The following is a 24880-nucleotide window of genomic DNA, read 5'->3' on the forward strand; positions in this document are numbered from 1 at the left end:
CTCACTCACAGCAGGTGAACCCACTCACGCTTGCCATAAAGAATTCTTAATATTATTATAATACAATGGTAATGTTGATAAAAATCAGAAGGGATGTTTTTAAAGATGGCTAAGATTCTTCAAATTCCCAACGTTCAAGATTTAGGACAAATTTTACCCGAAGAAGATGATAAAGGATTTGCCACAGTTCTCGCTGAACACCCAGAGGTCAGAACTCTTTATGAACGGCGAAAGCTCTATCCCGCATTATTGGAAATCAACGGAGTAAATCCAATTTTCCATGTTATGATTGAAGGTATTATCGAAAATCAGCTAGAGGATGATGAACTAAGGAGCGTCCGTGAAGTCTTTGAGAAATTGCAAAAAGAGAACGGTTTTACTGCTCATGCCGCCCGCGCCAGCATCGCTCGCGTCTTTATTCACGACTTTTTTGCAGTGATTAACGAGCGTAAACCCTTTGACACGGAAGCTTATGTCCGACGTCTCGCTCTAATCGGTACTAATGTGAGCAAATTAGGCCGAAACGATCATTGTCCCTGCGGAAGCGGAGCAAAGTTTAAACGCTGTTGTGCCCCCTATGCGGAAGCATTTAGTATCAGCCCCCTGGAGGGCAGGTTGAATTTGGGTTATGGTTCATACCTCGCCGGATTACCTGAGGATATAAAAGATCCCCTCGATCCAATCTTCCAACTCGAAGCAAGGTTTCATATTTCCGAATATATGGAGCAATTTAATGATATTGAGGGTGCTCAGATCGTACTTATAGAAAATATCGAACTAGCCAAAGCTTACCAAGCGGGTGAATTTTTAAAAAATGCTTGGCAGGATTATCAAATACTTTGTGAAAATCATGCTGAACTCACGGAAAAGAGTTTTGAAGCAACGGAACAACTCATCCAGTTGGCCGGAGATGACGAGGAAAAAGGAAATCTAATCTGTGATAAGGCTGATCTGATCGCTAAAAGTGGAAATATCGAAGATTCCGAATTGGAATATCAGAAACTCTTTGAGACTCTTCCAGACTTTCACTTCGGTCGCTTCCGCTATGCATTAATGCTGAGCGAATATGAACGTGAAAGTGATGCGAAGAAAGTTTTAACCGCACTTCTGGCTGATAACCTTGTCGATGAAGAAACTCACAACGAGGTAATATTTCTCCTCGAAGACTTAGGCAAAGATATCCTGTAGCCTGTAAGAAATTTATCGGCAAGGAAATGCTGAACCCTGTCGTCAAGCGAAGTACCTGAGCATAATCTTCAGGCCTCAAGCTGAGTTCAAACGAAAAAAAGGCTGTAGAAGATAAAATCATTACCTTCTACAGCCTTTATACTATTAAAAACGTAATATATCATTCCATTTCTCTAATTCCACATGATTTCCACTAACATCTTTAACCGTAACGGAACCCTTAAATTTATTGAGTTCCTCTCTAACTCGGTTTGCCATTTCTTGAACGAATTCCTTTTTTGTTTTCGATGTTCCTCTAATTTGCTCATTTAAAGCGCCATCATTGATGATAATAATTATCTCATTGTCCTTATATTTTTTTAATTCCTTCAGAAGTGTTAGTAATGCAACATGACTTACCACCAATGGTTTTTCATATGCCTGGAAAATAGATTTTTCAGCTACAAGCGCTTCATCTTGATAGATACGATATCGAATTTCTATATCCTCATTCTCATATTGGGTCGCGATTCCAACTAAATAAGCTTTAATCATCGTAGTCCTCCATGTCTATTTACAATTGCCTGCTTTTATATGACTTAACCTTCGTGGTAAAATCTATCTCCGGTTTGGGGGTTATAATAAACTTTAAGTTTTTTCCCAGTCACGGGATCCATGAAGACCTCATCTGTAGCTATATATCCTTTAGGAAGGTCAGCCCCGTGGTTCCTATGGTAACGTTTGTCCCAAAGGAACCACGAAAGTACGGCAATAATAAGTAATCCACCGTAAACTAATAAATTGATGGCCACAGCTATTCCCATACTTAAACTTCTTTCTCCACGACTACCGCAGTCCCATAAGCCACAATTTCACTCATCGTTTGCCCAATTTCGCTGGAATCGAATCTCATCATGACAACCGCGTTCGCTCCCATTGCTTGAGCATTCTTAACCATACGATCTATGGCTTGTTTACGTGTGTCTTCAAGTAAGGATGTGTATTCATGGATTTCCCCACCGACAAGACTGCGTAAACCCGCTACGATATTCCCGCCTAATCCCCGGCTACGAACAACAACACCGAACACTTGACCTTTAACATCTGTTACTTTGCAGCCTTTGATATTTTCTGTCGTAACAACTAACATGCCATTATTCCCCCTTTGGCAATGAAGATCATTATTCTATACCCTACTTTAAAACGGCTATCGAAAAATGTAAAGATTTTCTTGCCACCAATCAGCGATCACAACACCTTTCTGTTCTGCTTAAGAAATGTTTGGAACCCCCATTCTATTATTAGATATTCTCTATAAGAATAGCCGACAATAGTGACTATTACTTCAGTCGGCTATTCATTTTCCCTATGTATTGCATACGGCTCCTTTTACCTGTCCGCTTTGCTTACCTTCCGAAGCCGGCCCTTAATTGGAGTGTTTTGCAGCTCTTGCAGCACCAGCTCACCTTTATTATTTAAGATTTCGACAAAGGTTGATACATCTAGGATATTGATGATTCCGATATCTGCTGCGGTTATGCCTGAAATACTGCAAAGTGTGCCGACAATATCGACCGATCTCATCTTTGTTTTCTTCCCGGCATTCACATGGATTTTCATAATTTCAGCGCTCAGCTGCTCGCCTTTGGATTCTTTGATTTCTGGCAACGTATTGTTTTTCGCCATAAATTCTTGTTTCGCCTGCTGCACTGTTTCTTCTTCCGGTCTTTCCTTCAAAAGAATCTCTTTGCCGATATAGTCATGGATATCCTTTAAAAACTTATCTTCATTTTTGGTAACAAACGTAATGGCCTTCCCCAGCTTGTTGACGCGGCCTGTTCTTCCGATCCGGTGAACATAGCTTTCTCGATCATAGGGAATATCATAATTGATAACCAAGGTAATGTCCTCGATATCCAAACCTCTAGCCGCGACATCTGTCGCCACGAGATATCTGAAAAAACCGTGTTTGAAATCATTCATCACGCTCAATCTATCTCGTTGTTCCATTCCGCCATGCAGCTTCTCACAAGAATAGTTCAGCTTCACGAGTTCAGCGTAAACCTCATCGACCGTTTGTTTGGTATTGCAAAATATCATGCAGCTATCAGGGTTTTCGACAATCGTTAGCTCTCGCAAGAGCTGCATTTTAGCGGTCTGATCGACCTGATATCTTTCCTGAGTGATCCGATCTGCCGCTGGATTTTGTTCTTCGATTTCGACTCGGATCGGATTCTTCATGATTTTACTGCATAAGACATTAATGTCTTGGGGCATTGTCGCTGACAATAGAAGGGTCACCCGTTCTTGAGGCAAGTTCGTAATGATGGTTTCAATTTGCTCGATGAAGCCCATATTCAGCATTTCATCGGCTTCATCGATGACGAGAAATTTTATGTTGGAAGTATCCAAAGTCCCTCTTTCGATATGATCGATCAACCGACCCGGGGTTCCAACCCCGATGTGGGTTTTTTGTTTAAGTTCCTTCTCCTGAACCTGGAAAGGGTACTTCCCATAAATTGCCGCTACTTTTAGCCGTTTAAATCTACCAATATGAAAAATATCCTCTCTGACCTGGACTGCAAGTTCTCTGGTGGGTGTAAGCACCAAGGCTTGCGGTTTATTCTGTTCCCAATCCACTAATTCGCAAATAGGAATGGCAAAGGCTGCCGTCTTTCCGCTGCCCGTTTGGGACTTGACGATGATATCCTTTTGTGCCAATACAGCCGGAATCACCTGCTCCTGGACTTTGGTGGGACTGTTGAAATTTAACAAGGTGATTGCTTTTAATAACTCACCGCTTAATTGATACTCCTTGAAATTGCGATTGATCATTTAGTCATCTCTTTCACTATTACAATTCCTGATGTACGCTTTCAAATTTTCTTAAGCTGACTCTCCAATATTATACAATAAAAAAACAAAATGGCACTCGGTATATTACCAACTGGCCCATTGTCTGAGTTATTCCACTTAAAGCTGAACCAACCAGATATATAAACATACCACCTAAATAAAAACGTTTTCGCCCATAGAGGTCAGCTAACTTGGCAAATATGGGAATTGTAATAGTAGAAGAAATTAAATAGATGCTAAATACCCAGCTGTATAGATTTTCACCGCCTAAATCTTCCACTACACTTGGTAAAACAGTTGCTAAAATCGTTTGCATTATAATTGAGGAAACCAGTCCTAGGAGAATACCAGTAAAAGCAAACACACTATTTTTCCTTCCTATTGAGATAGCCTAACTTCTAACTAGCCTCAATTTTTAATTAGCGTCAACAGTAAAAGGTATACTTAACCCCTGAATTTGTTAAGATATGATTCACTCTAGAATTCTAACTACAGTACCTTTTCCACCATCAACAAGTACGCGGTCACCCGTCTGCAAACGCATAGTCGCATTGCCACAACCCACAACTGCGGGGATTCCCAAACTCACGAGCAACGACGGCAGCGTGCGAAAGCGGTGCTCCTACATCTGTGATGATTGCTGCTGCTCGGGGAAATAACGGTGTCCAAGCGATATCTGTCTGGGCTGTAACCAAAATCTCACCTTTTTGAAGTTGATCTCCTTCCTCTGGCCCTTTTAAGCAACGAACCACTCCCTCAATTCGACCAGCAGACCCTGCCGAACCTGTTATAATACTACCCTTTGACTCACTGGAATCGTACGTGGCAGCAGAAATAGAACTATATGCATCGTAAATATCATTTCGCCGCTTGGGGTCTTCCGCCCACCGAAATGGATCAAAACGACCACATATAATAGACGGGTAGGACGGCAAAGATGAGTACCTTCTATGAGTGTCCTTCCTGGCAGGGATAAATCTCACTGCACTCTCGTCCGTTGATAGGACATCCAGCACTTCTTCGATAGTCAGGAAGAAAATTCTTTCTCCCAGACCTGTTAATTGCCCTGCCCGAAGAGCGAAAGTGCGAGCAACCCACCGATCACGCACGTATTCGGAACGAACAGCTTCGCGCATGCGTGCTTTTGGAGCAACCTTATTTATACGACGCTTCATAGATTTTGCTTTCTGCGGAAATCTTATTTCGAAGCGGTTCCAGGCAGCATCAGACTCAGCGCGCTGTTTTAAAAGAAGAGCTTCTACATCTATTGGCGATTTTTCGAACTGAGCCAACTGCTGGTCTAGCCAATACGGATCCTCTGCTGGACGAGGAACTGACAGCTCGAACTCATTTGGTCCCCGGTGGCCATACTGAGCTATATATTCAGTACGGCTTATTTCTCCGCGTGTTAACTTTGCTATACCAAGAACAGGCCCAAGACTTGCTAATAAGCCTGATCCGTCTTTGAAGTCAGAACTACTGCTCAAGCCTGATATGAGCCTATCTGCATCCTCCGGTCCTACCAGTTCAGTTAATTCACGACGTAACTTAATGGTATAGTCTGAGAATTGAGTCATACTGCCCATTACACTCCAAACAGTGTTCTGCAGGTGAGGCAAAATATCGTTATGCCACAAGAAAATCAGATCAGCCTTTTGCTCCGTTGCTTGAATCTGTTTTTGCATCCCCTCACACCATGCTTGGTTCGAAGCCAAGAAGCGAGGCATTTCTCGGATTGCTTTAATTTGTTTAATAATTATCCCCACAAAATTAGTAAGAACCGATACTGTAGCTCGCTTAGTAAGATGTATTATAGGAATCTCCATGCTTTCTGGGATCCTTGTATATAACAAACCTTCCAGAAACTGAATTATACCTTGTTTGTTTTTTCCCAAAGCACTTAAAACCGAAGCATAAATACTTAAGTTAAGATAGATACGTCCACCAATATTACCGGAAGATTCATATCCGGGAAGCACCTTCCACGATTCGAATATGGGCTTTTGTACTGTCCAAGTCATAGGTGTCATCACCTGGGGGATAGCTTCTCCGAAATTAACATTTGACCATAAGTAACTACCGGTTGTACTGTCATTCCACTCCCCGGTGACAGGATTATGTCCAATCAAAGTCGTTATTGGGCGGGACTGCAACAAATATAATTTACCTCCGATAATTGACCACTCTATGTCCTGGGGACAACCCAGTTCCCTCTCCAAACGATTTCCCAATTTGTAAAGCTTACCTGCAAACTTTTTTAGTTCAGGCGGTCCATCATAGTTTACTTTTTGCCAAATGACTGTTTTTCGCCCCAGTATGAACGTATAAGCTGTAACCTGACCAGACACCAATTTTTCACCTAGCCCAAAGATAAAGTTCCCTGCCATTTCATTTCGGTTACCATTAACCGGGTCTGCTGTAAACAATACGCCCGAAATATCTGCTCTTACCATTTTCTGAACAACCACAGCCATTTCGTGAGACTCATTAATGCCTTTTACCTCGCTGTAAGCCTGCACCTCCTTACTATGCCGTGACTGGCGCACAGTTTGGATAGCCTTCCTGATTTCATTATCGGTGCGTGCATCCAGTACCGTGTCAAACTGACCGGCAAAAGAAGCCATCGCTGAATCCTCAGACAGGCCGGATGAACGGACAGCAAAAGAGCTTTCACCACCCTCCTGGCGTATTTGCTTAAGGCACGCCTGGATCTGGACCCAGGCTTCCTTTATTAATTCGTCCTTTTTAAAAGCTGTCTGCATAATTATAAAGCCATTAGGTACTGGATAATTATTTTGATAAAGGTGTGCAAGTGTCCCTCCCTTTCCTCCTCCTAGATACCTATGTTCAGGCCTTAAATCTTTAAAAAAATAGACTAATTGTTCCAAAACCCAAAACCTCCTTGTAAAGTTGTTTTTCTTTGCCCAAGCTTCTACTTCTTTTTTATCATCAAAAACGTTTCATGACCTTTAATTTACTCCTCCTTGTGAAGTTTTAAATCTTTAATCAGAGTTTGTAGAGCCCAATCTAGTGCTTCAGCTGTTTCTTCTGAATTAAGACCATACCTCTGTTTAAGGGTTGCCCATGTTAGAGAACTATAGAGATGAGAAATTATTGCATTAACTATCTTAGCGCCTTCCGGAGTCATATCAAGGCTACTCTCTAAAACCATTTTCTGAATTTTTTCATCTCTCTGGTGCCTACTATTAGGTTGAACATTATTTGCCAACAAAGCTATCGTGAAAGCCTGAACAATTGTTGCCTTTTCCTCAAACATCTCCAATGTCTTCCCAGCCATGGCAGGGATATCATCCAAGGAGCGGGGCGTAAAAGGAGTACTCTGGGCCATGATTTCTGAAGCTGACTCATAAAGAGCCTCTAAAAATGATTCCCTAGTAGGAAAATGGCGGTAAACCGTACCATAAGAGATTCCAGCGCGCTCAGCTACATCTTTTACACTAAAGTCAAGAATGCGACCTTCACTAATAATCTCTGCTACAGACGCTAAGATACTATCCCTCGTATTCTCCTTCTGATTGCGTCGTAAACGGCTGCTATAAGAGCGACGATTTGATTTTTCTTGTACCATATATATACCCTCCAACTCAATGAATTCAGTATATAGCTTCTATATTCAATTATGTTACTCTACTGTTTAAAATGTCAATAAAAAAATTAAAAACCTGTTAAAATATGATATTACGCCGCTATGCTTTGATGAATCCAATTCTTTCAGAGCCAATAACGCCCTTACAGCATGAAAGGCTGCATAATAGTATCGATTTATGACACTATGATGATAGTATCCTAGCAGTTCAAGAGATCAAACCGACTCTTCAACAGGATTGAAAAAACAAGATGAAATCCATGTAAATATTTGGTATAATACAATAGATCGTTTGCACTAATTGCAGGCAGTCTATTTTTTTTTGCTAAACTACTAATACTGTGTTCTTGTAGCATGGCCATAAGCTCTTTGCGCTTACAGGACCCCTCCACTTTCGAATTGCAGTTGAGTATGCAATGACTAACCAGACATAGCTTTTTTCTTTCTTCCATATACATTCGATCCTACCCTTACAGGCTTGTCATGATTCTTATGTGAACATCGAGCATAATCCTAATTTTGCTGCCTTTTACAAACTCCTGGTAGCATAAGGTTTCAATTTGATTGATAGCACCCGGTTCAATATTTTCCGTATATACAATTACATTGTTATATTTGCCTTTTATCTCTAGCATAGGGGAATTTCCTATCAAAATAAAATCTAACTACTTTTAGTCAAATTCAGCAAAAACCAGTTGCATCAAGATGCCTTCCTTATCCATCATCGGATTTTCGGGAAGTGATGTTAATGGGCTTCTACGAATATTCAGAAACATGATGATTGGATTTATTACAAGGTAACAAACACCTCGAAGACTTAGGAGAAGACACCTACTCCTTAAGAAAAATCAAAAAAAGGGCTTGCCTCGACGAGGTGAGCCCTTAAGCTTAGGTCAAAGTACCTATTCAGTAGAACGCTTTCATACTTAAGACAATTCCTTAATCAATTGTTCAGTAAATTGAACCATCTTGGCATAGGCCTCTTCTATTCCACACATAACATTAGGGATTCCGGCCACTAACGGTTGCATTTTTCGCCAACGCAATTCTGAACCATAAGCATGGCGAAACATATGCCTAAATCTTCGATATTCATCTAGTTCCTCCGCTAATTCTAAACTAATGATTGCTGGTCTTATATTCGGAATTTCATAGCTCATTGAACTCACTAACTCGCGATGGTAATCACCACTCGTTGAAGCTCCTCCATCTATTACCCGTGCAATGCGTTCAAACATGGATTCTACACCGGTATAGAAATGGTGGATAAAGGCCGCGCAGGAAATTAAATCACGACTAGGAATCGCCCCTTGGATCTTTTCAATATCTAGGGCTATTTCGTCAATCTCATGTCTGAGTTTCTTGATAGAGTCCATGTCCACCTGCAAATCGCCAATCAGTTTATGATACCGTATGATTTTCTTTTCTCCACTTGTCATAAGCTCACTCCATCTCGCTCGATTTTCTGACGCAGTGTTTCCGGTGCAAACTCCACCTGTACTAGATCTACCGCAATAGGTGTAGCAATATTTTCCGCGATTTTAAGGGCTTTGTAGTACTCCTCTTCGGGTAGTCCTTTTATGGCAAGATCAATATCCGAACTTAACTCATAGAGATCAGATGTTAGCGAGCCGAAAAGCCATACTTCGACCCCTGGATACGCCTTAACAAACTCTTGGGCAATATATCTGGCCTTAATCATAGCTTCTTCATAGAACTTTTCTCGTCGCTTATCCTCGGCTTCAATATTGGCTTTGTGTCCAGATATATACTGAGAAATATCCACAAGCCTCACCATCCCATTATTTTCCTATTATAAGAATAGCATAAGTAAGCGCCCTTCACAATGCCTAATCCACCATCTTTTGCGCCAGCCAAGTAAATCATCCCTTTGGCTTTAGTTACCTAATATTTCTATTCCTGATGCACGCTTTCATATTTTCTTAAGCCCACTCTCCAATATTATACAATGAAAAGACAAAAGGAGCTTGCCTCAACGAGGTGAGCCCTTTAGCTTGGAAAATATTAAATCACGCTGCTTAGGCCAGAAGGTCTCAGATTAAACAACTTTCTTTTCTAATGTTTCAATTCGCTTTTCTAATTTAGCAATATCCACGTAAACATATGTATTAATTGTATCCTTAATCTCAGACATATCCTTATCCAACTTATTAACTGACTTATCTAGCATATTAACTGACTTTTCTAGCTTATTAACTGACTTATCGATGTTCTTGTTATGCTGCTTAATTTCTTTTAGCTCCGCGAGTATTTCCTTTAAAATATCGTTATCCATTAAATAGCACCTCCCCATCCAAAAGCCCTTTTAATTATACCATGTTTACCGCCTGAGGAGTTAGCTCGTTTCAGGTTTACATCCTGAGAAAGGGCTACGTTTTATCGGACGCGGTATGCTTTTTCCGGGGATATTATAGTTTGCCATCGCCAACGGAATTTCTGTTATTTAAATAGTTGGTGCATTTCTCTAAAAAGGTCTTTATGCTTCTCTCCTCTTCTTGCTTTTTATCAAAGGTCATCTCTCCTCTTCCCAACCTATCACATAACCCAAGTAATGCTATCTCGTCAATAGAGACCTCGGCAACCATCCTTCTAATATCTGCAAAAGGCAGCCCCTTTGTAACAAAGAGTATTTGCATATGCCACCTGACCATTTTGGAAACTTGATTAATAAATTGGTCATCACTGATAAATTCCTTGAGAAATTCAATGGAAAGCCTCTCTCCGCATTTATCATGGTCATATGAGGTTATTTTCCCCTTCCTTAACTGAGTTGTGGGTGCTTTGCCTAAATCATGGAGCAAAGCAGACCACATCAAAACCTTTTGATTTTTGCTGAGATGCTTTCTTTCCCCTGCATTATCGAGAACTAACATCGTGTGGTTCCAAACACTACCTTCTGGGTGATATTTCGGAGATTGGGGTACTTTCCTTAAGTCACCCAGTAATGTGTAAGGGTATTTAACTTCAAAAATACCGGTTTTGCTTAATTCTCTTATGTAGGTTGATGGTTTATTGTCATTCATGAGATGAGCATCGAATTCAATAAATGTTGGCATGTTAATTTGCTCCTATACGAGAATATTTAATTCTAGTTTACCCAACTCCATAATTAATTAAGAGTAATGGGAGTGGAAATAAGTTTTTCAATTGAGGCTTCCATTAAAGTTACTCATATCTTAAGGTACCTACTTGACGATGGTAAATAAGGAGGTATGCTTTTATTACATCCCCCTGGTATAGGGGTGAGAGGAGGAGTGGAAAAGTGTACGTCATTAATGGCAAGGGTTCTTTGATTAGACTTATAGCTGGCTTCTTTGTGCTTGCAAGCGTTCTTTTAGGCCACTTTGTCAGCTCTTATTGGTTTATCTTCACTGGCTTAGTGGGTTGTCTGCTGATGACTTCTGCGTTGACTGGATTTTGCCCAATGGAATTGATTCTCAAGGCTGTTGGGGCGCCAGTACGGAAGCTCCCGAACGATTAAGGCTAAACGGATTAAAGTGGTCAATAACAAATAGAAGCAAGGGGATCGGCTCCATGTTCCGTTTTTGGAACATAGAACCGATCCCCTTCTCATTTAAAAAATTTTTAATTCTAGTTTAGATATCGCAATATTCCTTTTATTTGCACGTGGTTTCGCCAAATTGTCATAACTGTATAGAAGCGGGCACTGGTATCGTTGATCATCGGCGGCAAATATCGACCTAATTCCCCCTTGCGATCCTCGATTTTGAGGACCTCTGCTCCAAAATCCGCCAGGATCTGCGTGGCCAGAGGGCCGGGCAAGTATCGAGATAAATCTAAGATTTTAATCCCCTCTAAAGGCATACTCATTTGATGATAATCCCTTCTGGGTCAATGGTGTGACGAAGCAGGTCTAACTCTTCATAAGTAGGGGTAAGCGTTTCTCCCTTAACCCTGGAGATATTCAGCTTGAAACAGCAATTTTCGCGGCAATCCTCAGGTGTAAAACCCGGATGAAACGTATCAAGATACATCTCACCCTTTTCATCAAAGCGATAGACTCCCATGTCGGAGATAACAGCAGCCGGCCCGCCCTTGAATGCAGAACCATAAACCTCCTGTTTGGGAACCCATTCTTTATCCGGCCAATGCGGAATTCTCCATCCAGGCGAAGTGATGTAGCTGACTCTTTCCACAAAACGACGTTTTTGATTAATCTGCGGCATAATTAAAACACTTCGCTTGGCTAAGGAATGGATATCCGAATTACCGCCACTGCCGGTAAGCCTTTTACCCGTGGGACCACCCATAAAGGTACAATTAATGTTCCCATAGAGATCCACTTCGGCACCCCCCAGATAAGCCACGTCAACTCGGCCCGACTGGAGTTGCCCAAACACGTCAGTGAGACCATCCGCTACGGCAGCCTGGTAGCTGCAACGTGCATCGGCTACTGAAGTCGGTAAATCGATGGGTCGGCCATCAATTGAACCCGATTCATAGATACAGACAGCAGTAGGAGCTTGCGTATGCTGAGCCAACATGATGGCCGCCATGGGTAAACCCGTTCCGGCAAATACAATTTCACCATCGTTAACCTCACGAGCCGCAGCACAAGCCAAAAGGTCAATGGGCTTAAATTCTCCAATTTTAGAATAACCTTTCTTAGTCTCCATGATCTTACCCCCTTTTCAGTGTTGAAGAATAACCTAAAGAAGGATTCGCTCTTAGGGCTTCCAGTCGGGTAATCCCTAGTTTACTCAGATATTCCTGGAAGTCCTTGACCCCGAAAATCCATTCCTCTGCCCATTGATCGAACCCTTCTTGGGTTCGGGTGGCTTTAAAGAAATTATTAATAAAAGGACCATCAGGTTCATACGCACCGTATAATCCTGTGGGGTGAGCCCCCCACGGTAATTCAACAATATAATCCACCAGATAACCAGGGATCATATTCTGGGTCGGTTCACGGCGTAAGTATTCTTCAGAAACAATCTGCTCAGCGATGATAATGTTGTGTTTAGACGCTTTGATCACTTCTTGGTCGCTAAATTTTAAGCCCTCTACCCGCACAGTTCCTTCGGTACCCACCATTTGGACATGTGTAATACACCAGTCTGGATTTGCTGCAGGGATCAGAACGATTTCAGAATTGGTAAAAGGTTCTTTATACATGACATATTTATACTTACCAATATGGGGATTGGAGCCATCTCGGAGTCCCGCTTTCCCGAGATTATCATTCTCGGGATTCAGCATATCGCTTCCTATCGCAGAATACGTGGGTAAAAAGGGAACTCCCTTCGCTCCGGCGGTTAACCGATTTAAGACATGGATATGAGCCCAGTCTTCATACAATATTTCGTTATTTTCCATTTTTCTTGCCAAATTGCCACCAAACTTGCCGTAGAGTTCATGACCACACCAGCTTGATTCCCATATTCCAACGCAACCGGCTCCTACTAACATATCATCATGAGTTCCGCCATTGACCTCAACCAAATGAAGATTCCGTTTTTTCTGACGAATCAACTCATAAATAGCCGCCATGGGACGACGCCAAACCGTAAAGCCCCCGAAGGTTAACATATCCCCATTATTGATCTGCCCGATCGCTTCCGCTAGACTGACAATTTTAGGCCTGGCCATTGAACAAAACCTCCTTTAATTCAATCGTTGAATCACCTTTAACTACTAAAAGCGACCGATCACTTCACGCCCGATGATCATCCGCTGAATCTGATTCGATCCTTCGTAGATTTGCGTAATTTTAGCATCTCTCATCATACGTTCGATAGGGAATTCTGAACAGTAACCATATCCGCCTAGCAATTGCACACAGTTCGTTGTGACTTCCATGGCAACGTCCGTTGCAAAAAGTTTAGCCATTGATGCCTCTTTGTTATGAGGCATTTGGTTGTCTTTGAGCCAGGCTGCTCTGTAGATCAGCATCTGGGCCGCCTCAATTTTGGTGGCCATATCGGCAATCATGAATTGAACACCCTGATTAGCCGCTAGTGGTTTACCAAATTGCTGTCTTTCCTTGATATAATTTGTGGTGAATTCCAGGGCACCTTCAGCAATCCCTAGCCCTTGAGCAGCAATGGTGATCCGGCCACCGGCCAGCAGCCCCATTGCCACGGCAAAACCATTGTTGATTTCTCCTAAGACATTTTCTTTGGGAACTTCTACATTTTCAAAATTAAGTTCAACGGTGGGCGAACCATGCATTCCCATTTTGTCCACAGGTTTACTAATGGTAAATCCTGGCGTGCCTTTTTCGATGATTAAGCAAGTAATCCCTTTGCCTTTCGGCTGCGTTGAATCTGTCTTCACGAACGTACAAAAGGTTGTAGCCACACTACCGTTAGTAATGAAAATTTTGCTTCCATTCACGAGAAAATGATCGCCTTTATCTTCGGCGCTGCATTTTAGAGAAGCGGCATCTGATCCGGCATTTGGCTCCGTCAGTGCATAAGCACCAATAATCTCGCCTGTAGCCAGCCTCTTCAGATATTTTTCTTTTAAGTCCTGACTCCCATAGAGATACATGCTCATACAACCTAAGCCTGTATGGACACTCGTAATAACTGCAGTTGAAGCGCAGGCCTTAGCGAATTCTTCGACGATAATCGCGAAGTCCAAATAGGTGCCTCCTCCACCGCCCCATTCTTCAGGAATCGGGAAACCCGTGAGTCCAAGTTCTCTCATTTTATTCCACGTTTCCATTGGAAACTCATGGGTTTTATCCAGTTCAGGGGCTAAAGGTGCAAGTTGGTTTTGGGCAAATTTCCTGACCATGTCTCTAAGCATCAATGTTTCACTACTCATTTGGAAATCCATGTTTAACTCCACTCCATTTCTTACACTATATTGTCGTCAACTTTAGTCAGCATCGACGCGAATCAGCATGGCATCGCCTTGGGCATGACCGGCGCAGATTCCACATACTCCATAACCGCCGCCACGACGTTTTAGCTCATAGGCTAACGTCATCACGATTCGAGCCCCAGTTGCCCCGATGGGATGACCATAGGCAATCGCACCACCATTGACATTGACCTTCTCGAACATCTGCTCCTTCGTCATCCCGAGAATACTCCGGGCACTCACAAGTGCTACAGCTGCGAAAGCTTCGTTAATCTCGATAAGCTTTACCTCATCAAGCGTCATATTGTTTTGGTCCAGTACCTTCATAATGGAAAGGCCCGGAACAGTGGCAATATCTTTAGTCGGTTGGGATACTTCTGCATAGTCAACAATCGTAAATAGGGGTTTTATACCGAGTTCGTCCGCCTTAGCCCGACTCATGAGGAGGCAAACATCTCCACCGTCATTCGTTCCAGGCGCATTACCCGCGGTCACGCTGCCTGGTTTTCCCGTTACGGCACTGACATGATTGAAAACGGGATCAAGTTTGGCTAGACCTTCCATCGTGGTATTGGAACGGGGTCCTTCATCCTTTTCCATTATTTCTTTACCTTTTTTAATCGTGATGGGGAAAATTTCGTCATCAAGTTTCCCCGAAACAATCGCTTCATTGGCGGCCTGTTGGGAATGGAGAGCCCATTCATCCTGTTCTTCCCGAGTGTAGCCAAATTCATCAGCGACTTCAGAACCATGAAGGGCCATATGACGATCATAAATAGCATCCCAGAGACCGTCTTTTACCATTAAATCAACACAGTCCGTACTGGGAAGCCCCATCTTCTTCCCTTTTCTCATATCAGGGAGTGCGAAAGGAGTATTACTCATACTCTCCTGACCACCGGCGATAACGATCTCAGCTCTTCCCAAGGCAATCATTTGAGCACCCAAATCAATCGTTTTAACTCCAGAGGAGCATACCTTATTGACCGTAATAGAAGGAATATATTCAGGAAGTCCTGCTAAAAGCGTAGCTTGACGACTCGGAACTTGTCCACAGCCAGCCTGAACTACATGGCCCATGATGACATAATCCACATCCCCAGGGGCGACTTTTCCTTCGGTTCTGCGGATCACTTCTTTAATCGCCAGTGCTCCTAATTGGGCAGCATCATATTCCACTAAGGCTCCAAGGGATTTACCATAAGGCGTTCTACAGGCTTCTACGCATACAACCTCACGTTGTTTGGCATAGGTGTTCCCGATTTTTCTCCCCATGGTTGAATAATCAGGCTTTCTTTCACCGTAAGCGCTTATTTTACCATCCTTGTAATATCCTTTTCTTGTAATTTCAAGTTTTTGGGCTATTTTAGACATATATTATTTCCTCCTTAAAGCGATTGATGGCAGACGTCATGCTTCATATTTATAAAAACCGCGACCGGATTTTCTACCGTACCAACCCGCTTTAACGTATTTTCGGAGTAACGGGCAAGGACGATATTTATCGCCTAGTCCTTCATGAAGGACTTCTGCAATGGCTAAAACAGTGTCCAGTCCGATTAAATCAGCTAACGCTAAAGGTCCCATTGGGTGATTCATCCCTAATTTCATAACATTATCAATGGCTTCGACCGTGGCAACCCCCTCATAAAGGGCATAGACGGCTTCATTAATCATGGGGATTAAGATCCGATTTGCCACAAATCCAGGGGCATCATTGACTTCCACTGGTGTTTTTCCCATTTCGAGGCTGAGGGTTTCAATTGTTTTATATACGTCGTCACTGGTAGCCAGACCACGAATAACTTCAACAAGCTTCATCACAGGAACGGGATTCATAAAGTGCATCCCTATGACTCGATCGGGTCGTTTGCTAAAAGAAGCAATCTCAGTAATAGGTAAGGAAGAAGTATTGGTCGAAAGAATAGTATGTTCTGGACAAATTCCGTCAAGTTGCGAAAAAATTTGGCTCTTAATCTTCATATTTTCCACAGCAGCCTCAATAACCAAGTCAGCTGAAGCAGCATCTTGTAAAGAGGTCGATTTTGTAATACGGCCTAAAGTGGCTTCCATTTCCGTCGCATTAAGTTTCCCTTTTTCGACACTTCGACGGAGATTTTTCTCAATAATACCAAGACCGCGAGTTACAAATTCTTCTTTAATGTCATTTAGGATGACAGAATAGCCCGTCTGAGCAGCAACCTGGGCTATTCCACCACCCATCTGTCCTGCCCCTATAACCATTATTGTCTTCATAACTAACTCCTCCGTTCTGTTGTGAATTTTCTTGTACTCATTAATGCACAGAGTCTTACTCTCTCAGCCTCACTCCTTATACCTGCAAATACCGGATCTTTGAATATTAATGTCTGAATCATTTGAATTATTTTGCAATTAACATGCCAAGGAACGACCTCTTTTTTATTAAGTATCGATTTTAGTGCTTGTATGGCTCTTTGTGAATTGAAATTCATAAATGTTGAATCCATATAGAGAAGAATCAGACCGCTGTATGCTATAAGTAAACGTCCCGAAAGCGGACGTATTTTGAAACAAATACGTCCGCTTTCGGGACGTTAAATAAAGACAGATAGACAGATAAAGTTATTATCCTTGTCCTTCTTTTTGCTTAACCCTTCTCTTTATCCACTCAATAATATCCGTCGTGGGTGTGCCCGGGGTGAAAATTGCTTCTGCATATCCGCCTTTAATCAAGGCACTAATATCCTCTTCCGGTATTGTTCCTCCTCCCATGACAAGGATATCTACGGCATTTTGCTCTTTGAGAAGTTCTTTGACCCTTGGAAATACCGTCATATGAGATCCTGATAAAATACTCAGACCAATGACATCAACATCTTCTTGAATCGCCGCTTCGACGATTTGTTCAGGAGTTTGATGTAGTCCAGAATAGATAACTTCCATTCCACCATCACGAAGGGCTCGGGCGATGACTTTTGCACCGCGGTCATGCCCATCTAAACCAGGCTTACCCACTAATACACGAATACGCGTTTGATCCACGTATATCCCTCCTTAATTATTCCCATCATTAAAACACTGCCTGTTCCTTGTACTCCCCGAAGATTTCTTTCAGGACTGAGACGATTTCCCCTTCGGTAGCGTATGAACGAACGGCATCAATAATTTTCGGCATCAGGTTATCTGAACTCATGGCTGATTCTTTTAAGGCATCGAGAGTATTCTGGACGTGCAAATTATCCCGAGTTGCTTTTAATTCTTTGACACGACGTACTTGACTGGATTCGATTTCGGGATCAATTTTTAGGAGGTCGATCTCAATCTTCTCTTTCGTCTGGAACTCGTTTACTCCGACAATAATCCGAGCTTTACTTTCGATCTCTTTTTGGTAACGGTAGGCTGCATCGGCTATTTCTTGCTGGAAGAAGTTTTCGCTAATTGCAGCAAGCACCCCACCTTGCTCTTCAATTTTACGGAAGTATTCTTCAGCCCCTTCTTCCATTTGGTTTGTTAAAGCTTCTACGAAGTACGAACCGGCTAAAGGATCTATAGTATTGGCGACTCCCGTTTCATAGGCAAGAACTTGCTGAGTCCGCAAGGCAATCTGTACTGCTTTTTCAGAGGGTAGCGCAAGGACTTCATCCATGGAATTCGTATGCAGCGACTGGGTTCCTCCTAGCACAGCAGCCATCGCTTGATAGGCCGTTCGCACAATATTATTCTCAGGCTGCTGGGCCGTAAGTGAACACCCCGCAGTCTGGGTATGGAAGCGCAGGAGAAGGCTCTCCTCCGTCTTCGCTCCATATTTCTCTTTCATATGGCGGGCCCAAATTCTGCGGGCAGCGCGATATTTTGCGATTTCTTCAAAAAAATCCGTATGTGAATTAAAGAAGAAGGATAGGCGAGGTGCAAAATCATCAACATCTAGACCGGCTTTGATTCCAGCTTCAACATAGGCAAAGCCATCCGCTAGAGTGAAAGCTAGCTCTTGAAGGGCGGTTGCTCCAGCTTCACGGATATGGTACCCACTGATACTAATCGTATTCCACTTTGGAACATTATCCCGCGCAAAAGCGAAAATATCTGTGATCAAGCGAAGAGATGGCTCAGGTGGGAAAATCCAAGATTTCTGGGCGATATATTCCTTTAAAATATCATTTTGGATCGTTCCCGTGAGTTTATCCGCAGGAACGCCTTGTTTTTCAGCCGCCACAATATACATGGCCCATAAGATGGATGCCGGAGCATTCGTCGTCATGGAGGTGCTAACTTTATCAAGAGGGATATCCTTGAAAAGAGTTTCCATATCTTGGAGTGAATCAATCGCTACCCCAACCCTTCCGACTTCCCCATAAGCGCGTGGATGATCAGAATCATAGCCCATGATGGTTGGCATATCAAAAGCGACACTGAGCCCAGTTTGTCCTTGACTGAGCAGAAATTTATAGCGTTGATTTGATTCAGCTGCTGAGGCAAAGCCTGCAAATTGCCGCATCGTCCAGAGTCTGCCCCGATACATGTTTCTCCGAACGCCCCGTGTATAGGGGTATTCTCCAGGATAACCCAGATCTTCACGATAATTGATTTCAGGAGTGTTAACTGGAGTATAAAGCGGTTCGATGGGAACACTGGATACGGTCATAAAGGGTCCTTTCCGCTCTTTCTTCTCTGGGTAGGATTTTTGCCAACGGGAAAAATCTTCACTCATCAAATTCACCTAACCTTTCTTTATTGTCACTCCCTGAAACACCTTTTTCATCTTTATATCTATAAATTTTTGCTCTGAAACAATTAAAAAGCCAGAATCTATATTTCATTATCTCGAAGAATGATTTTTAGATTCTAATGAGAGAATTGTCGTCCAGATTTTTTCGGCGAGTTGATACGGATTTTTTTGTTCAAGGACATCCCTCGTATTTATCCAGTTTGCCCAAGTCGTTTCAAACGTTTGACGCGTTATTTCTTCCCAGTGGCTCCAGACTTCTTGACGGAAAGCCTTTTTCTGGCGTTCAAGATTCTTCCCAGACTCGATCAGAAAGTTCTGATGGGCAGTAATTTGATTGTGAAGCTCGGTAAGCCCACGTTGGTCTATGACACTGGTCAAGACCACTGGTGCACGCCAAGATTTTTCTCCATTTAAGTCGAGCATCATTTGGATATCATTCTTAAGACGCTCGGCACCCGGTAAATCAGCTTTATTAACAACAAAGATATCCGCAATTTCCATGATCCCTGCTTTGATCGCTTGGATTCCATCTCCGGCTCCCGGGTTCAAAACCACGATGACGGTATCAGCTAGTTCCATGATTTCTAACTCGGATTGCCCTACTCCGACTGTCTCGAGTATGAGACGTTGATAACCCGCAGCTTCCAGGATTCTTAAGACATCGATCGTGGAGCGCGCCACTCCCCCCAAATGCCCTCGCGTTCCCATACTTCGAATGAACACTCCGGGGTCCGTACCATGGGATTGCATCCGAATTCGGTCTCCAAGAATAGCCCCGCCAGAATAGGGACTACTTGGATCTACAGCGACAATTCCAACTTTGTCCTTCTGATCCCGGTAGAGTTGAGTTATTGCTTCTATTAAGGAGCTTTTACCTGCACCCGGTGGTCCCGTTATACCTATGACCATTCGTTGTCCGGTCCTCGGCAGGATTTGACTCATAATGTCGATTCGCCTTTGATTATCCTCGACTTGGGAAATGAGTTTAGCAGTAGCCCGCTTGTCCCCATTCCATAGGCGTTCCAGCCAAGATTCCAAATCGTCGATTCTCAAAATTCCATCCCTTCCTTTGCTTCAACCCCCTGATGGTATGCATGCCGTTGTTCTTGCATTATGGTTACGGTATCGGCAATAGCTAAAATTTCATCTGGCGCATAGCGTCCGGTTAAAACAAGATTAAGTCGAGACGGACGCTTCTCAAGAAGGTCTAAGACCTCTTGAACCGTGACCAATTTAAATCCTAAGGCGACCAAAAGTTCATCTGCGACGATCAAGTCAAAACGATCTTCTTTAAACCATTGGGCTAAAATGTCTAAACCGTCATGGGCCATCGCGATATCCACTGGATCGGGATCCTCAAAGGATACAAAACTATCCCTGCCCGATTGGACAAGCGTTAAATTCGGAAGTTGTTCGGAAATTCTTACCTCTCCATAATTTTTGCTTCCTTTCATGAATTGCAAGAAACCAACCTTTTGTTCGTGCCCCAAGGCCCTAAGGCTCAGACCCAAAGCTGCTGTGGTCTTTCCTTTCCCATTACCGGTATACATAAGCAAGAGTCCCTTCATTGATTCATCTCCCTCCAAATACTCTAAATATTCTGTAATATCAGCTTAAAAGCTCTTGCTAAATGTCTTACTCCTTCAACCACCCTCCTCTTATGGGCAACTACTGAATCTCTAGTCTTTCATTAACCGAATAGTTAGAATTATATTGCAATTTATGTGCCAACTCAATATCACCCAAATAAAGTTGATATTCCCGAATAATGAGTAAACATGGAGAAAACACCTGTGTACCCTATACTATAAGTAAGCGTCCCGAAGGCGGACATATTTGTTCAATATATGTCCGCCTTCGGGACGCTATGCAAAGGCAGATGGATAAACCGAAAAAAACTAAACCGAAAAAAACTAATCTTTCAGATTGTATTTATCGAGTTTATCGTAAAGTCTCGACCTACTAAGGTTTAGGAGTTTCGCAGCTTTTGTTTTGTTGCCCCCAGCCTTTTCAAGGGCTCCAATAATCATCTTACGTTCTATTTGACCGATTTTTTCCTGGTGGCGAATCGACCCACTAATTACCTGACCTGTGGAAGAGCTATTGTTCAGTATTTGTTTGGGTAAATGAGTTAACTGGATCAACCCACTGCGCGTATAGTTTACAGCCCTCTCCACGACATTTTCCAATTCACGTATATTTCCTGGCCATGAGTAGTTGAGCAAAATCTTCATAGCATTATCGGCGATATCCTGGACGTTAGCATTAAGAATGTTATTAAATTTAGTTATAAAAAAATGGGTTAAAGGTTCTATATCCTCGGTACGCTCCCGTAGTGGTGGTAAATGCAAATTGATGACATTTAACCTATAATATAGATCCGCTCGGAACTCTCCTTCAGAAATAGCTTTTTCGAGATTTTTATTGGTGGCTGCTAAAACACGGACATTGACTTTAATGGTTTTTGTACTACCTAAACGTTCGAATTCACGGTCTTGTAACACCCGTAATAACTTGGATTGTAGAGCTAGCGGCATGTCCCCGATTTCATCTAAAAAGAGCGTTCCTCCATCAGCTATCTCTAAGCGTCCCGGTTTACCGGCCTTTGCTGCACCAGTAAAGGCGCCTCCAATGTAACCAAACATTTCCGCTTCTATTAGGCTTTCTGGAATAGCGGCACAGTTTACTTTAACAAATGGTCCTTTGCACCTGTCACTACAGAGATGAATAGCATGGGCTACTCCTTCTTTGCCAGTGCCGCTTTCCCCTGTAATTAATACGGTAGAACGACTTGAGGCAACAATCGTTATTTCTTCCTTTATTCCTTTCATCTCGGTACTTTCGGCAACTATGTCTTTCATAATATCTTGTGCAGTCTTGTTTTTTTGTAATTCTTCCTGGAAAAACGAAACTTTATGTTCTAAGAATCGGATTTTTTCAGCGAGTTCCTGGGCTTCGGCAAGCTGAGGAAATACGGCCTTTCCCACTGCACCAACGACATTTCCTTCTTTTATTATGGGCAACCGGGAAACAATTAAAGGCTTGCCCTTAATTGTCAGGACATCACTTGTTTCCGATACACCAGTGCTGGCCACAATGTGTAATCGGCTCGTCTCCATAATGTCCGTAAACGGTTTTCCAACAACTTCTTCAGGATGTAGAGTTAGAAAGTCTGCCATCGCTTGATTAACAAGCGTCGTTTTTCCTCTTCCATCCACCACAATTATACCGTCATGAATAATATTAAGAACTGTGTCGAAGGTTTTGTTTAAAGCTTTAACTGATTCTAGCTCTTTAGCAGTATGCTCTAAATCTGTAAGATCTTGAAAGATGACGATTGCTCCCGCAACGTTCCCTCCAATGTTTAGGGGAGTAATATTTACGACCATGGTAATGTTACGGTGCGCGTACTTTATTCCTATTTTAACCTCACCGTGAATGAGTGACGGGGTTAAGTCTAAACTAGGCAATAACTCTTTGAAGGACTGGCCAAGGGAGATATCAGCCTCTAAGCCTAGTAACCGGCTTGCCCCTATATTAATAAGAGTTACCGAACCTTGGCTGTCAACAGCTATCACACCGTTGTGCATAGAATCTAATATAGCTTTCAACTGAACATTCAGGAGCTCGGAATGCCTAAATAAAGTCATAACCATATTCGCTTTGCACAGAAGGCCAATTACTTTCCCTTCCTTGTTAATAACAGGAAGCGACCCGACCGGACTCACTTGCACTAAACTAGCCAACTTGTCGTCTGGGATATCGTCCGAAATACTGAGCACATCTGTTATTAGGTAAGGGTCAACTATGTCTTTAGAGGTTGCACCGTCTTGAATCGCACGATAAAGGCTACTTCTACTAAATATACTTAAAAGTCGGTCTTCTTCATCTAATACAGGGATAATGGCAATCTTTAGATTCATGAAAATACTCACAGCTTTAGCAATAGTGTCGCCGAGGTTCAAATATGAAAGTTTGGTATTGGTACCTTCCCGAAGGAGCATTTTAATCACACCCTTACTAAAATTAGCGCTTTATTAGCCACAAAGGAATTACCCAAATCCCAACTGCATCAAGCAGTAAGTATTATCTGTATTTTCTTAATATTCTTCACTATTGATATATTTCCTGCCTAAATAATCAATAGTGAAGATATTTCCCTATATATACAAAGACCTGTATCATTGAATTTCAAAACTTTCCGTCTAAACGCCGTTCAATCTCATCATCTGTGAAAGCCCCTTCTCAAATGCTTTATAAGAAGAAATCTATTCATTCTTTACCAAAACGACCTTACATTCTCCTATCTGCACTTCATTCCACTTGAGCACCAAATGGTCTTCATTCGCCAAAGCTCCAACCCCTGCAGGTGTCCCTGTAAATATAATATCCCCCTGCCCTAACCCGAAATGCTTAGCTGAGAATTCGAGGATCGTTGGCAAATCAAAAATCATATCTTTAATATTGCCGCGCTGAACTTCCTGGCCATTTTTCTCTAAAGTAAAATCATAGGCACTAACCTCCTGTAACCCTTCAAAGGGCAGCCACGAGGAAAGCACTGCAGAATTGGGGAAACCTTTAGCTAATAACCAGGGGTATGCTTTCTTTTTTAATTCATCTTGAACATCTCTAAGCGTCAAATCCAGACCGATTGTCATTCGATCAATAAGTTCTTCTAGCGGAAGGCCTGGCTCATAAGTCCTCGCCAGATGAATGACCAATTCTGTTTCATAGTTCACACTTCCTCGGTCCCCTGGGAGCAGAATCGTTTGCCCCTTCGCCCCTGCCAAAGCATGAGTGGGCTTGCTAAACAAAAAAGGAGATGTTGGAATCGCATTGTTTAACTCCTGGGCATGTAGCCGATAATTTCTCCCTATACAATAGATGTTCTTAATGTCTGAAACCATTCTTTTTGCCTCCTATATATTGGTCAAGTCATTGTTATCTATACTAACAAAGAGAGAAGTCGCATTAAATACGACTTCTCTCTTCTCTTGTACACCCTCCCATATCTATTTACATGATTTGAGGTATGTAGCAGGGGCGATCAGATTCTATCTTACCACTTGCCTTTGCCTACATGACCTGCAATTTCAGCTTTGCTTCTTTGCTTAATAACCCAAGCTTCATCCCGTGCTTGTTTAAACAATGCTACGCAAGGAGGGTCAAGATTAATGTCGATACCTTCTTTGGCTAAATCTTTAATTTTCATAGCGAGTTCTATAATTTCCATGTGGATCTCATTTGTGCGATCTGAATCATAAACTTTTTTGGCATCTTCTACGGATAAAGCCAAGAACTTCTCCTTAGGCGCTCCACATTTTGGACATTTTTCAGGGGCCTCGCTGCCTTCATGAAGGTAGCCGCATACAGAACATTTCCACAACATAATTTTGGATCTCCTTTCATACTTCGAATAATTTCCTAAATTCCACGTCTAATTACTTAATTTTGTTACTCAACACGAAACTAAGGAGAATCAAGGAAATTTCTTCTTCATTATACCATTTATTCACCGTCTCGCGTCAATTTGCTAAAAACCTTTTATTAAACCCAAGTTTGGCGACAATTTATTCCAAACGCAGTAATATCAAGGCTTCTAGGGTTTGCCAACGAAAGTGTAGTCCCAAATTGGAAAATGACCTCTCCGAACTATTGATTTTACTGGGCTAAAGGGGTTCTGTTTTTGA

28 protein-coding genes are annotated in these 24880 nt (G+C 42.4%); 2 read left to right on the top strand and 26 right to left on the bottom strand.

Annotation, left to right across the window (positions count from 1 at the left end):
• Positions 1-105 precede the first annotated feature (105 nt).
• On the top strand, positions 106-1188 hold the full coding sequence (locus VM640_RS12725; protein WP_325392791.1) for an SEC-C metal-binding domain-containing protein: 1083 nt from the start codon (positions 106-108) through the stop codon (positions 1186-1188).
• 144 nt (positions 1189-1332) lie between these two features.
• Here VM640_RS12725 and VM640_RS12730 read toward each other — a convergent pair whose 3' ends face one another.
• The 13 genes from VM640_RS12730 to VM640_RS12795 form a co-directional block, all read right to left on the bottom strand.
• Positions 1333-1722 carry a hypothetical protein gene (locus tag VM640_RS12730; RefSeq protein WP_325392793.1) on the bottom strand — a complete coding sequence of 130 codons (390 nt, stop codon included), beginning with the start codon at positions 1720-1722 and terminating at the stop codon, positions 1333-1335.
• A gap of 44 nt (positions 1723-1766) precedes the next feature.
• Positions 1767-1979: a hypothetical protein gene (locus tag VM640_RS12735; protein WP_325392795.1), complete on the bottom strand. Its 213-nt coding sequence runs from the start codon at positions 1977-1979 to the stop codon at positions 1767-1769.
• 14 nt (positions 1980-1993) lie between these two features.
• Positions 1994-2317 carry a heavy metal-binding domain-containing protein gene (locus tag VM640_RS12740; RefSeq protein WP_325392797.1) on the bottom strand — a complete coding sequence of 108 codons (324 nt, stop codon included), beginning with the start codon at positions 2315-2317 and terminating at the stop codon, positions 1994-1996.
• A gap of 239 nt (positions 2318-2556) precedes the next feature.
• Positions 2557-4002: a DEAD/DEAH box helicase gene (locus VM640_RS12745; protein WP_325392799.1), complete on the bottom strand. Its 1446-nt coding sequence runs from the start codon at positions 4000-4002 to the stop codon at positions 2557-2559.
• Between the two features lie 70 nt (positions 4003-4072).
• On the bottom strand, positions 4073-4387 hold the full coding sequence (locus VM640_RS12750; RefSeq protein WP_325392801.1) for an MFS transporter: 315 nt from the start codon (positions 4385-4387) through the stop codon (positions 4073-4075).
• Between the two features lie 108 nt (positions 4388-4495).
• Positions 4496-4567 carry a hypothetical protein gene (locus tag VM640_RS12755; protein ID WP_325392839.1) on the bottom strand — a complete coding sequence of 24 codons (72 nt, stop codon included), beginning with the start codon at positions 4565-4567 and terminating at the stop codon, positions 4496-4498.
• Positions 4548-6911 carry a PEP/pyruvate-binding domain-containing protein gene (locus VM640_RS12760; RefSeq protein WP_325392803.1) on the bottom strand — a complete coding sequence of 788 codons (2364 nt, stop codon included), beginning with the start codon at positions 6909-6911 and terminating at the stop codon, positions 4548-4550. The genes VM640_RS12755 and VM640_RS12760 overlap by 20 nt, the downstream gene beginning before the upstream one ends.
• An 86-nt stretch (positions 6912-6997) precedes the next feature.
• Positions 6998-7612 carry a TetR/AcrR family transcriptional regulator gene (locus VM640_RS12765; RefSeq protein ID WP_325392805.1) on the bottom strand — a complete coding sequence of 205 codons (615 nt, stop codon included), beginning with the start codon at positions 7610-7612 and terminating at the stop codon, positions 6998-7000.
• Positions 7613-7678: 66 nt separating this feature from the next.
• The gene (locus VM640_RS12770) at positions 7679-7837 is read right to left on the bottom strand and encodes a HEPN domain-containing protein (RefSeq protein ID WP_325392841.1); all 159 of its coding nucleotides are present in this window, start codon (positions 7835-7837) and stop codon (positions 7679-7681) included.
• A gap of 719 nt (positions 7838-8556) precedes the next feature.
• Positions 8557-9069, bottom strand: coding sequence for a ribonuclease toxin HepT-like protein (locus tag VM640_RS12780; RefSeq protein WP_325392807.1), 513 nt, complete (start codon positions 9067-9069; stop codon positions 8557-8559).
• Positions 9066-9428 (bottom strand): nucleotidyltransferase family protein, encoded by a 363-nt coding sequence (locus VM640_RS12785; RefSeq protein WP_325392809.1) that lies wholly within the window; start codon positions 9426-9428, stop codon positions 9066-9068. The genes VM640_RS12780 and VM640_RS12785 overlap by 4 nt, the downstream gene beginning before the upstream one ends.
• 261 nt (positions 9429-9689) lie before the next feature.
• Positions 9690-9926 (bottom strand): hypothetical protein, encoded by a 237-nt coding sequence (locus VM640_RS12790; RefSeq protein WP_325392811.1) that lies wholly within the window; start codon positions 9924-9926, stop codon positions 9690-9692.
• A gap of 133 nt (positions 9927-10059) precedes the next feature.
• Complete coding sequence (locus VM640_RS12795) at positions 10060-10707, bottom strand: HDIG domain-containing metalloprotein (protein ID WP_325392813.1); 648 nt, start codon at positions 10705-10707, stop codon at positions 10060-10062.
• A gap of 206 nt (positions 10708-10913) precedes the next feature.
• Between VM640_RS12795 and VM640_RS12800 the strand changes: the two genes are divergently transcribed.
• Positions 10914-11132, top strand: coding sequence for a YgaP family membrane protein (locus VM640_RS12800; protein ID WP_325392815.1), 219 nt, complete (start codon positions 10914-10916; stop codon positions 11130-11132).
• 110 nt (positions 11133-11242) lie between these two features.
• Here VM640_RS12800 and VM640_RS12805 read toward each other — a convergent pair whose 3' ends face one another.
• The 13 genes from VM640_RS12805 to VM640_RS12865 form a co-directional block, all read right to left on the bottom strand.
• A complete protein-coding gene (locus VM640_RS12805) occupies positions 11243-11482 on the bottom strand; it encodes a CoA transferase (protein ID WP_325392817.1) in 240 nt (79 codons plus the stop codon).
• The gene (locus VM640_RS12810) at positions 11479-12288 is read right to left on the bottom strand and encodes a CoA-transferase subunit beta (RefSeq protein ID WP_325392819.1); all 810 of its coding nucleotides are present in this window, start codon (positions 12286-12288) and stop codon (positions 11479-11481) included. Before VM640_RS12810 ends, VM640_RS12805 begins: the two co-directional genes overlap by 4 nt.
• 4 nt (positions 12289-12292) lie before the next feature.
• Complete coding sequence (locus VM640_RS12815) at positions 12293-13261, bottom strand: CoA transferase subunit A (protein ID WP_325392821.1); 969 nt, start codon at positions 13259-13261, stop codon at positions 12293-12295.
• 45 nt (positions 13262-13306) lie between these two features.
• Positions 13307-14455, bottom strand: coding sequence for an acyl-CoA dehydrogenase (locus tag VM640_RS12820; protein ID WP_325392822.1), 1149 nt, complete (start codon positions 14453-14455; stop codon positions 13307-13309).
• 42 nt (positions 14456-14497) lie between these two features.
• On the bottom strand, positions 14498-15856 hold the full coding sequence (locus VM640_RS12825) for a thiolase family protein (RefSeq protein ID WP_325392824.1): 1359 nt from the start codon (positions 15854-15856) through the stop codon (positions 14498-14500).
• Positions 15857-15892: 36 nt separating this feature from the next.
• Entirely contained in the window at positions 15893-16738 is an 846-nt protein-coding gene (locus tag VM640_RS12830; RefSeq protein WP_325392826.1) for a 3-hydroxybutyryl-CoA dehydrogenase, read from the bottom strand.
• A 351-nt stretch (positions 16739-17089) separates the two neighbouring features.
• Positions 17090-17506 carry a coenzyme B12-dependent isobutyryl CoA mutase small subunit gene (locus VM640_RS12835; RefSeq protein ID WP_325392828.1) on the bottom strand — a complete coding sequence of 139 codons (417 nt, stop codon included), beginning with the start codon at positions 17504-17506 and terminating at the stop codon, positions 17090-17092.
• Between the two features lie 28 nt (positions 17507-17534).
• A complete protein-coding gene (locus VM640_RS12840) occupies positions 17535-19172 on the bottom strand; it encodes an acyl-CoA mutase large subunit family protein (RefSeq protein ID WP_325392830.1) in 1638 nt (545 codons plus the stop codon).
• A 108-nt stretch (positions 19173-19280) separates the two neighbouring features.
• Positions 19281-20243, bottom strand: a complete 963-nt coding sequence (gene meaB, locus VM640_RS12845; protein WP_325392832.1) for a methylmalonyl Co-A mutase-associated GTPase MeaB — start codon at positions 20241-20243, stop codon at positions 19281-19283.
• Positions 20240-20758, bottom strand: coding sequence for a cob(I)yrinic acid a,c-diamide adenosyltransferase (locus VM640_RS12850; RefSeq protein WP_325392834.1), 519 nt, complete (start codon positions 20756-20758; stop codon positions 20240-20242). The genes meaB and VM640_RS12850 overlap by 4 nt, the downstream gene beginning before the upstream one ends.
• 345 nt (positions 20759-21103) lie before the next feature.
• A complete protein-coding gene (locus tag VM640_RS12855; RefSeq protein WP_325392843.1) occupies positions 21104-23194 on the bottom strand; it encodes a sigma 54-interacting transcriptional regulator in 2091 nt (696 codons plus the stop codon).
• A 264-nt stretch (positions 23195-23458) separates the two neighbouring features.
• A complete protein-coding gene (locus VM640_RS12860) occupies positions 23459-24097 on the bottom strand; it encodes a fumarylacetoacetate hydrolase family protein (RefSeq protein ID WP_325392835.1) in 639 nt (212 codons plus the stop codon).
• 152 nt (positions 24098-24249) lie between these two features.
• Positions 24250-24579 (bottom strand): rubredoxin-like domain-containing protein, encoded by a 330-nt coding sequence (locus VM640_RS12865; protein WP_325392837.1) that lies wholly within the window; start codon positions 24577-24579, stop codon positions 24250-24252.
• Positions 24580-24880 lie beyond the last annotated feature (301 nt).

The sequence above is a fragment of the Desulfitobacterium sp. genome, from assembly GCF_035539115.1.
Classification (GTDB): domain Bacteria; phylum Bacillota; class Desulfitobacteriia; order Desulfitobacteriales; family Desulfitobacteriaceae; genus Desulfitobacterium_A.

What these genes read in the sequence shown, in the direction of transcription:
- VM640_RS12725 (WP_325392791.1), top strand. Translation starts at nt 106, where the DNA reads ATGGCTAAGATTCTTCAAATTCCCAACGTTCAAGATTTAGGACAAATT.
- VM640_RS12730 (WP_325392793.1), bottom strand. Translation starts at nt 1,722, where the DNA reads ATGATTAAAGCTTATTTAGTTGGAATCGCGACCCAATATGAGAATGAG.
- VM640_RS12740 (WP_325392797.1), bottom strand. Translation starts at nt 2,317, where the DNA reads ATGTTAGTTGTTACGACAGAAAATATCAAAGGCTGCAAAGTAACAGAT.
- VM640_RS12745 (WP_325392799.1), bottom strand. Translation starts at nt 4,002, where the DNA reads ATGATCAATCGCAATTTCAAGGAGTATCAATTAAGCGGTGAGTTATTA.
- VM640_RS12765 (WP_325392805.1), bottom strand. Translation starts at nt 7,612, where the DNA reads ATGGTACAAGAAAAATCAAATCGTCGCTCTTATAGCAGCCGTTTACGA.
- VM640_RS12780 (WP_325392807.1), bottom strand. Translation starts at nt 9,069, where the DNA reads ATGACAAGTGGAGAAAAGAAAATCATACGGTATCATAAACTGATTGGC.
- VM640_RS12785 (WP_325392809.1), bottom strand. Translation starts at nt 9,428, where the DNA reads ATGGTGAGGCTTGTGGATATTTCTCAGTATATATCTGGACACAAAGCC.
- VM640_RS12790 (WP_325392811.1), bottom strand. Translation starts at nt 9,926, where the DNA reads ATGGATAACGATATTTTAAAGGAAATACTCGCGGAGCTAAAAGAAATT.
- VM640_RS12795 (WP_325392813.1), bottom strand. Translation starts at nt 10,707, where the DNA reads ATGCCAACATTTATTGAATTCGATGCTCATCTCATGAATGACAATAAA.
- VM640_RS12805 (WP_325392817.1), bottom strand. Translation starts at nt 11,482, where the DNA reads ATGAGTATGCCTTTAGAGGGGATTAAAATCTTAGATTTATCTCGATAC.
- VM640_RS12810 (WP_325392819.1), bottom strand. Translation starts at nt 12,288, where the DNA reads ATGGAGACTAAGAAAGGTTATTCTAAAATTGGAGAATTTAAGCCCATT.
- VM640_RS12815 (WP_325392821.1), bottom strand. Translation starts at nt 13,261, where the DNA reads ATGGCCAGGCCTAAAATTGTCAGTCTAGCGGAAGCGATCGGGCAGATC.
- VM640_RS12820 (WP_325392822.1), bottom strand. Translation starts at nt 14,455, where the DNA reads ATGGATTTCCAAATGAGTAGTGAAACATTGATGCTTAGAGACATGGTC.
- VM640_RS12825 (WP_325392824.1), bottom strand. Translation starts at nt 15,856, where the DNA reads ATGTCTAAAATAGCCCAAAAACTTGAAATTACAAGAAAAGGATATTAC.
- VM640_RS12830 (WP_325392826.1), bottom strand. Translation starts at nt 16,738, where the DNA reads ATGAAGACAATAATGGTTATAGGGGCAGGACAGATGGGTGGTGGAATA.
- VM640_RS12840 (WP_325392830.1), bottom strand. Translation starts at nt 19,172, where the DNA reads ATGAGTGAAGATTTTTCCCGTTGGCAAAAATCCTACCCAGAGAAGAAA.
- VM640_RS12850 (WP_325392834.1), bottom strand. Translation starts at nt 20,758, where the DNA reads ATGAAGGGACTCTTGCTTATGTATACCGGTAATGGGAAAGGAAAGACC.
- VM640_RS12855 (WP_325392843.1), bottom strand. Translation starts at nt 23,194, where the DNA reads ATGCTCCTTCGGGAAGGTACCAATACCAAACTTTCATATTTGAACCTC.
- VM640_RS12860 (WP_325392835.1), bottom strand. Translation starts at nt 24,097, where the DNA reads ATGGTTTCAGACATTAAGAACATCTATTGTATAGGGAGAAATTATCGG.
- VM640_RS12865 (WP_325392837.1), bottom strand. Translation starts at nt 24,579, where the DNA reads ATGTTGTGGAAATGTTCTGTATGCGGCTACCTTCATGAAGGCAGCGAG.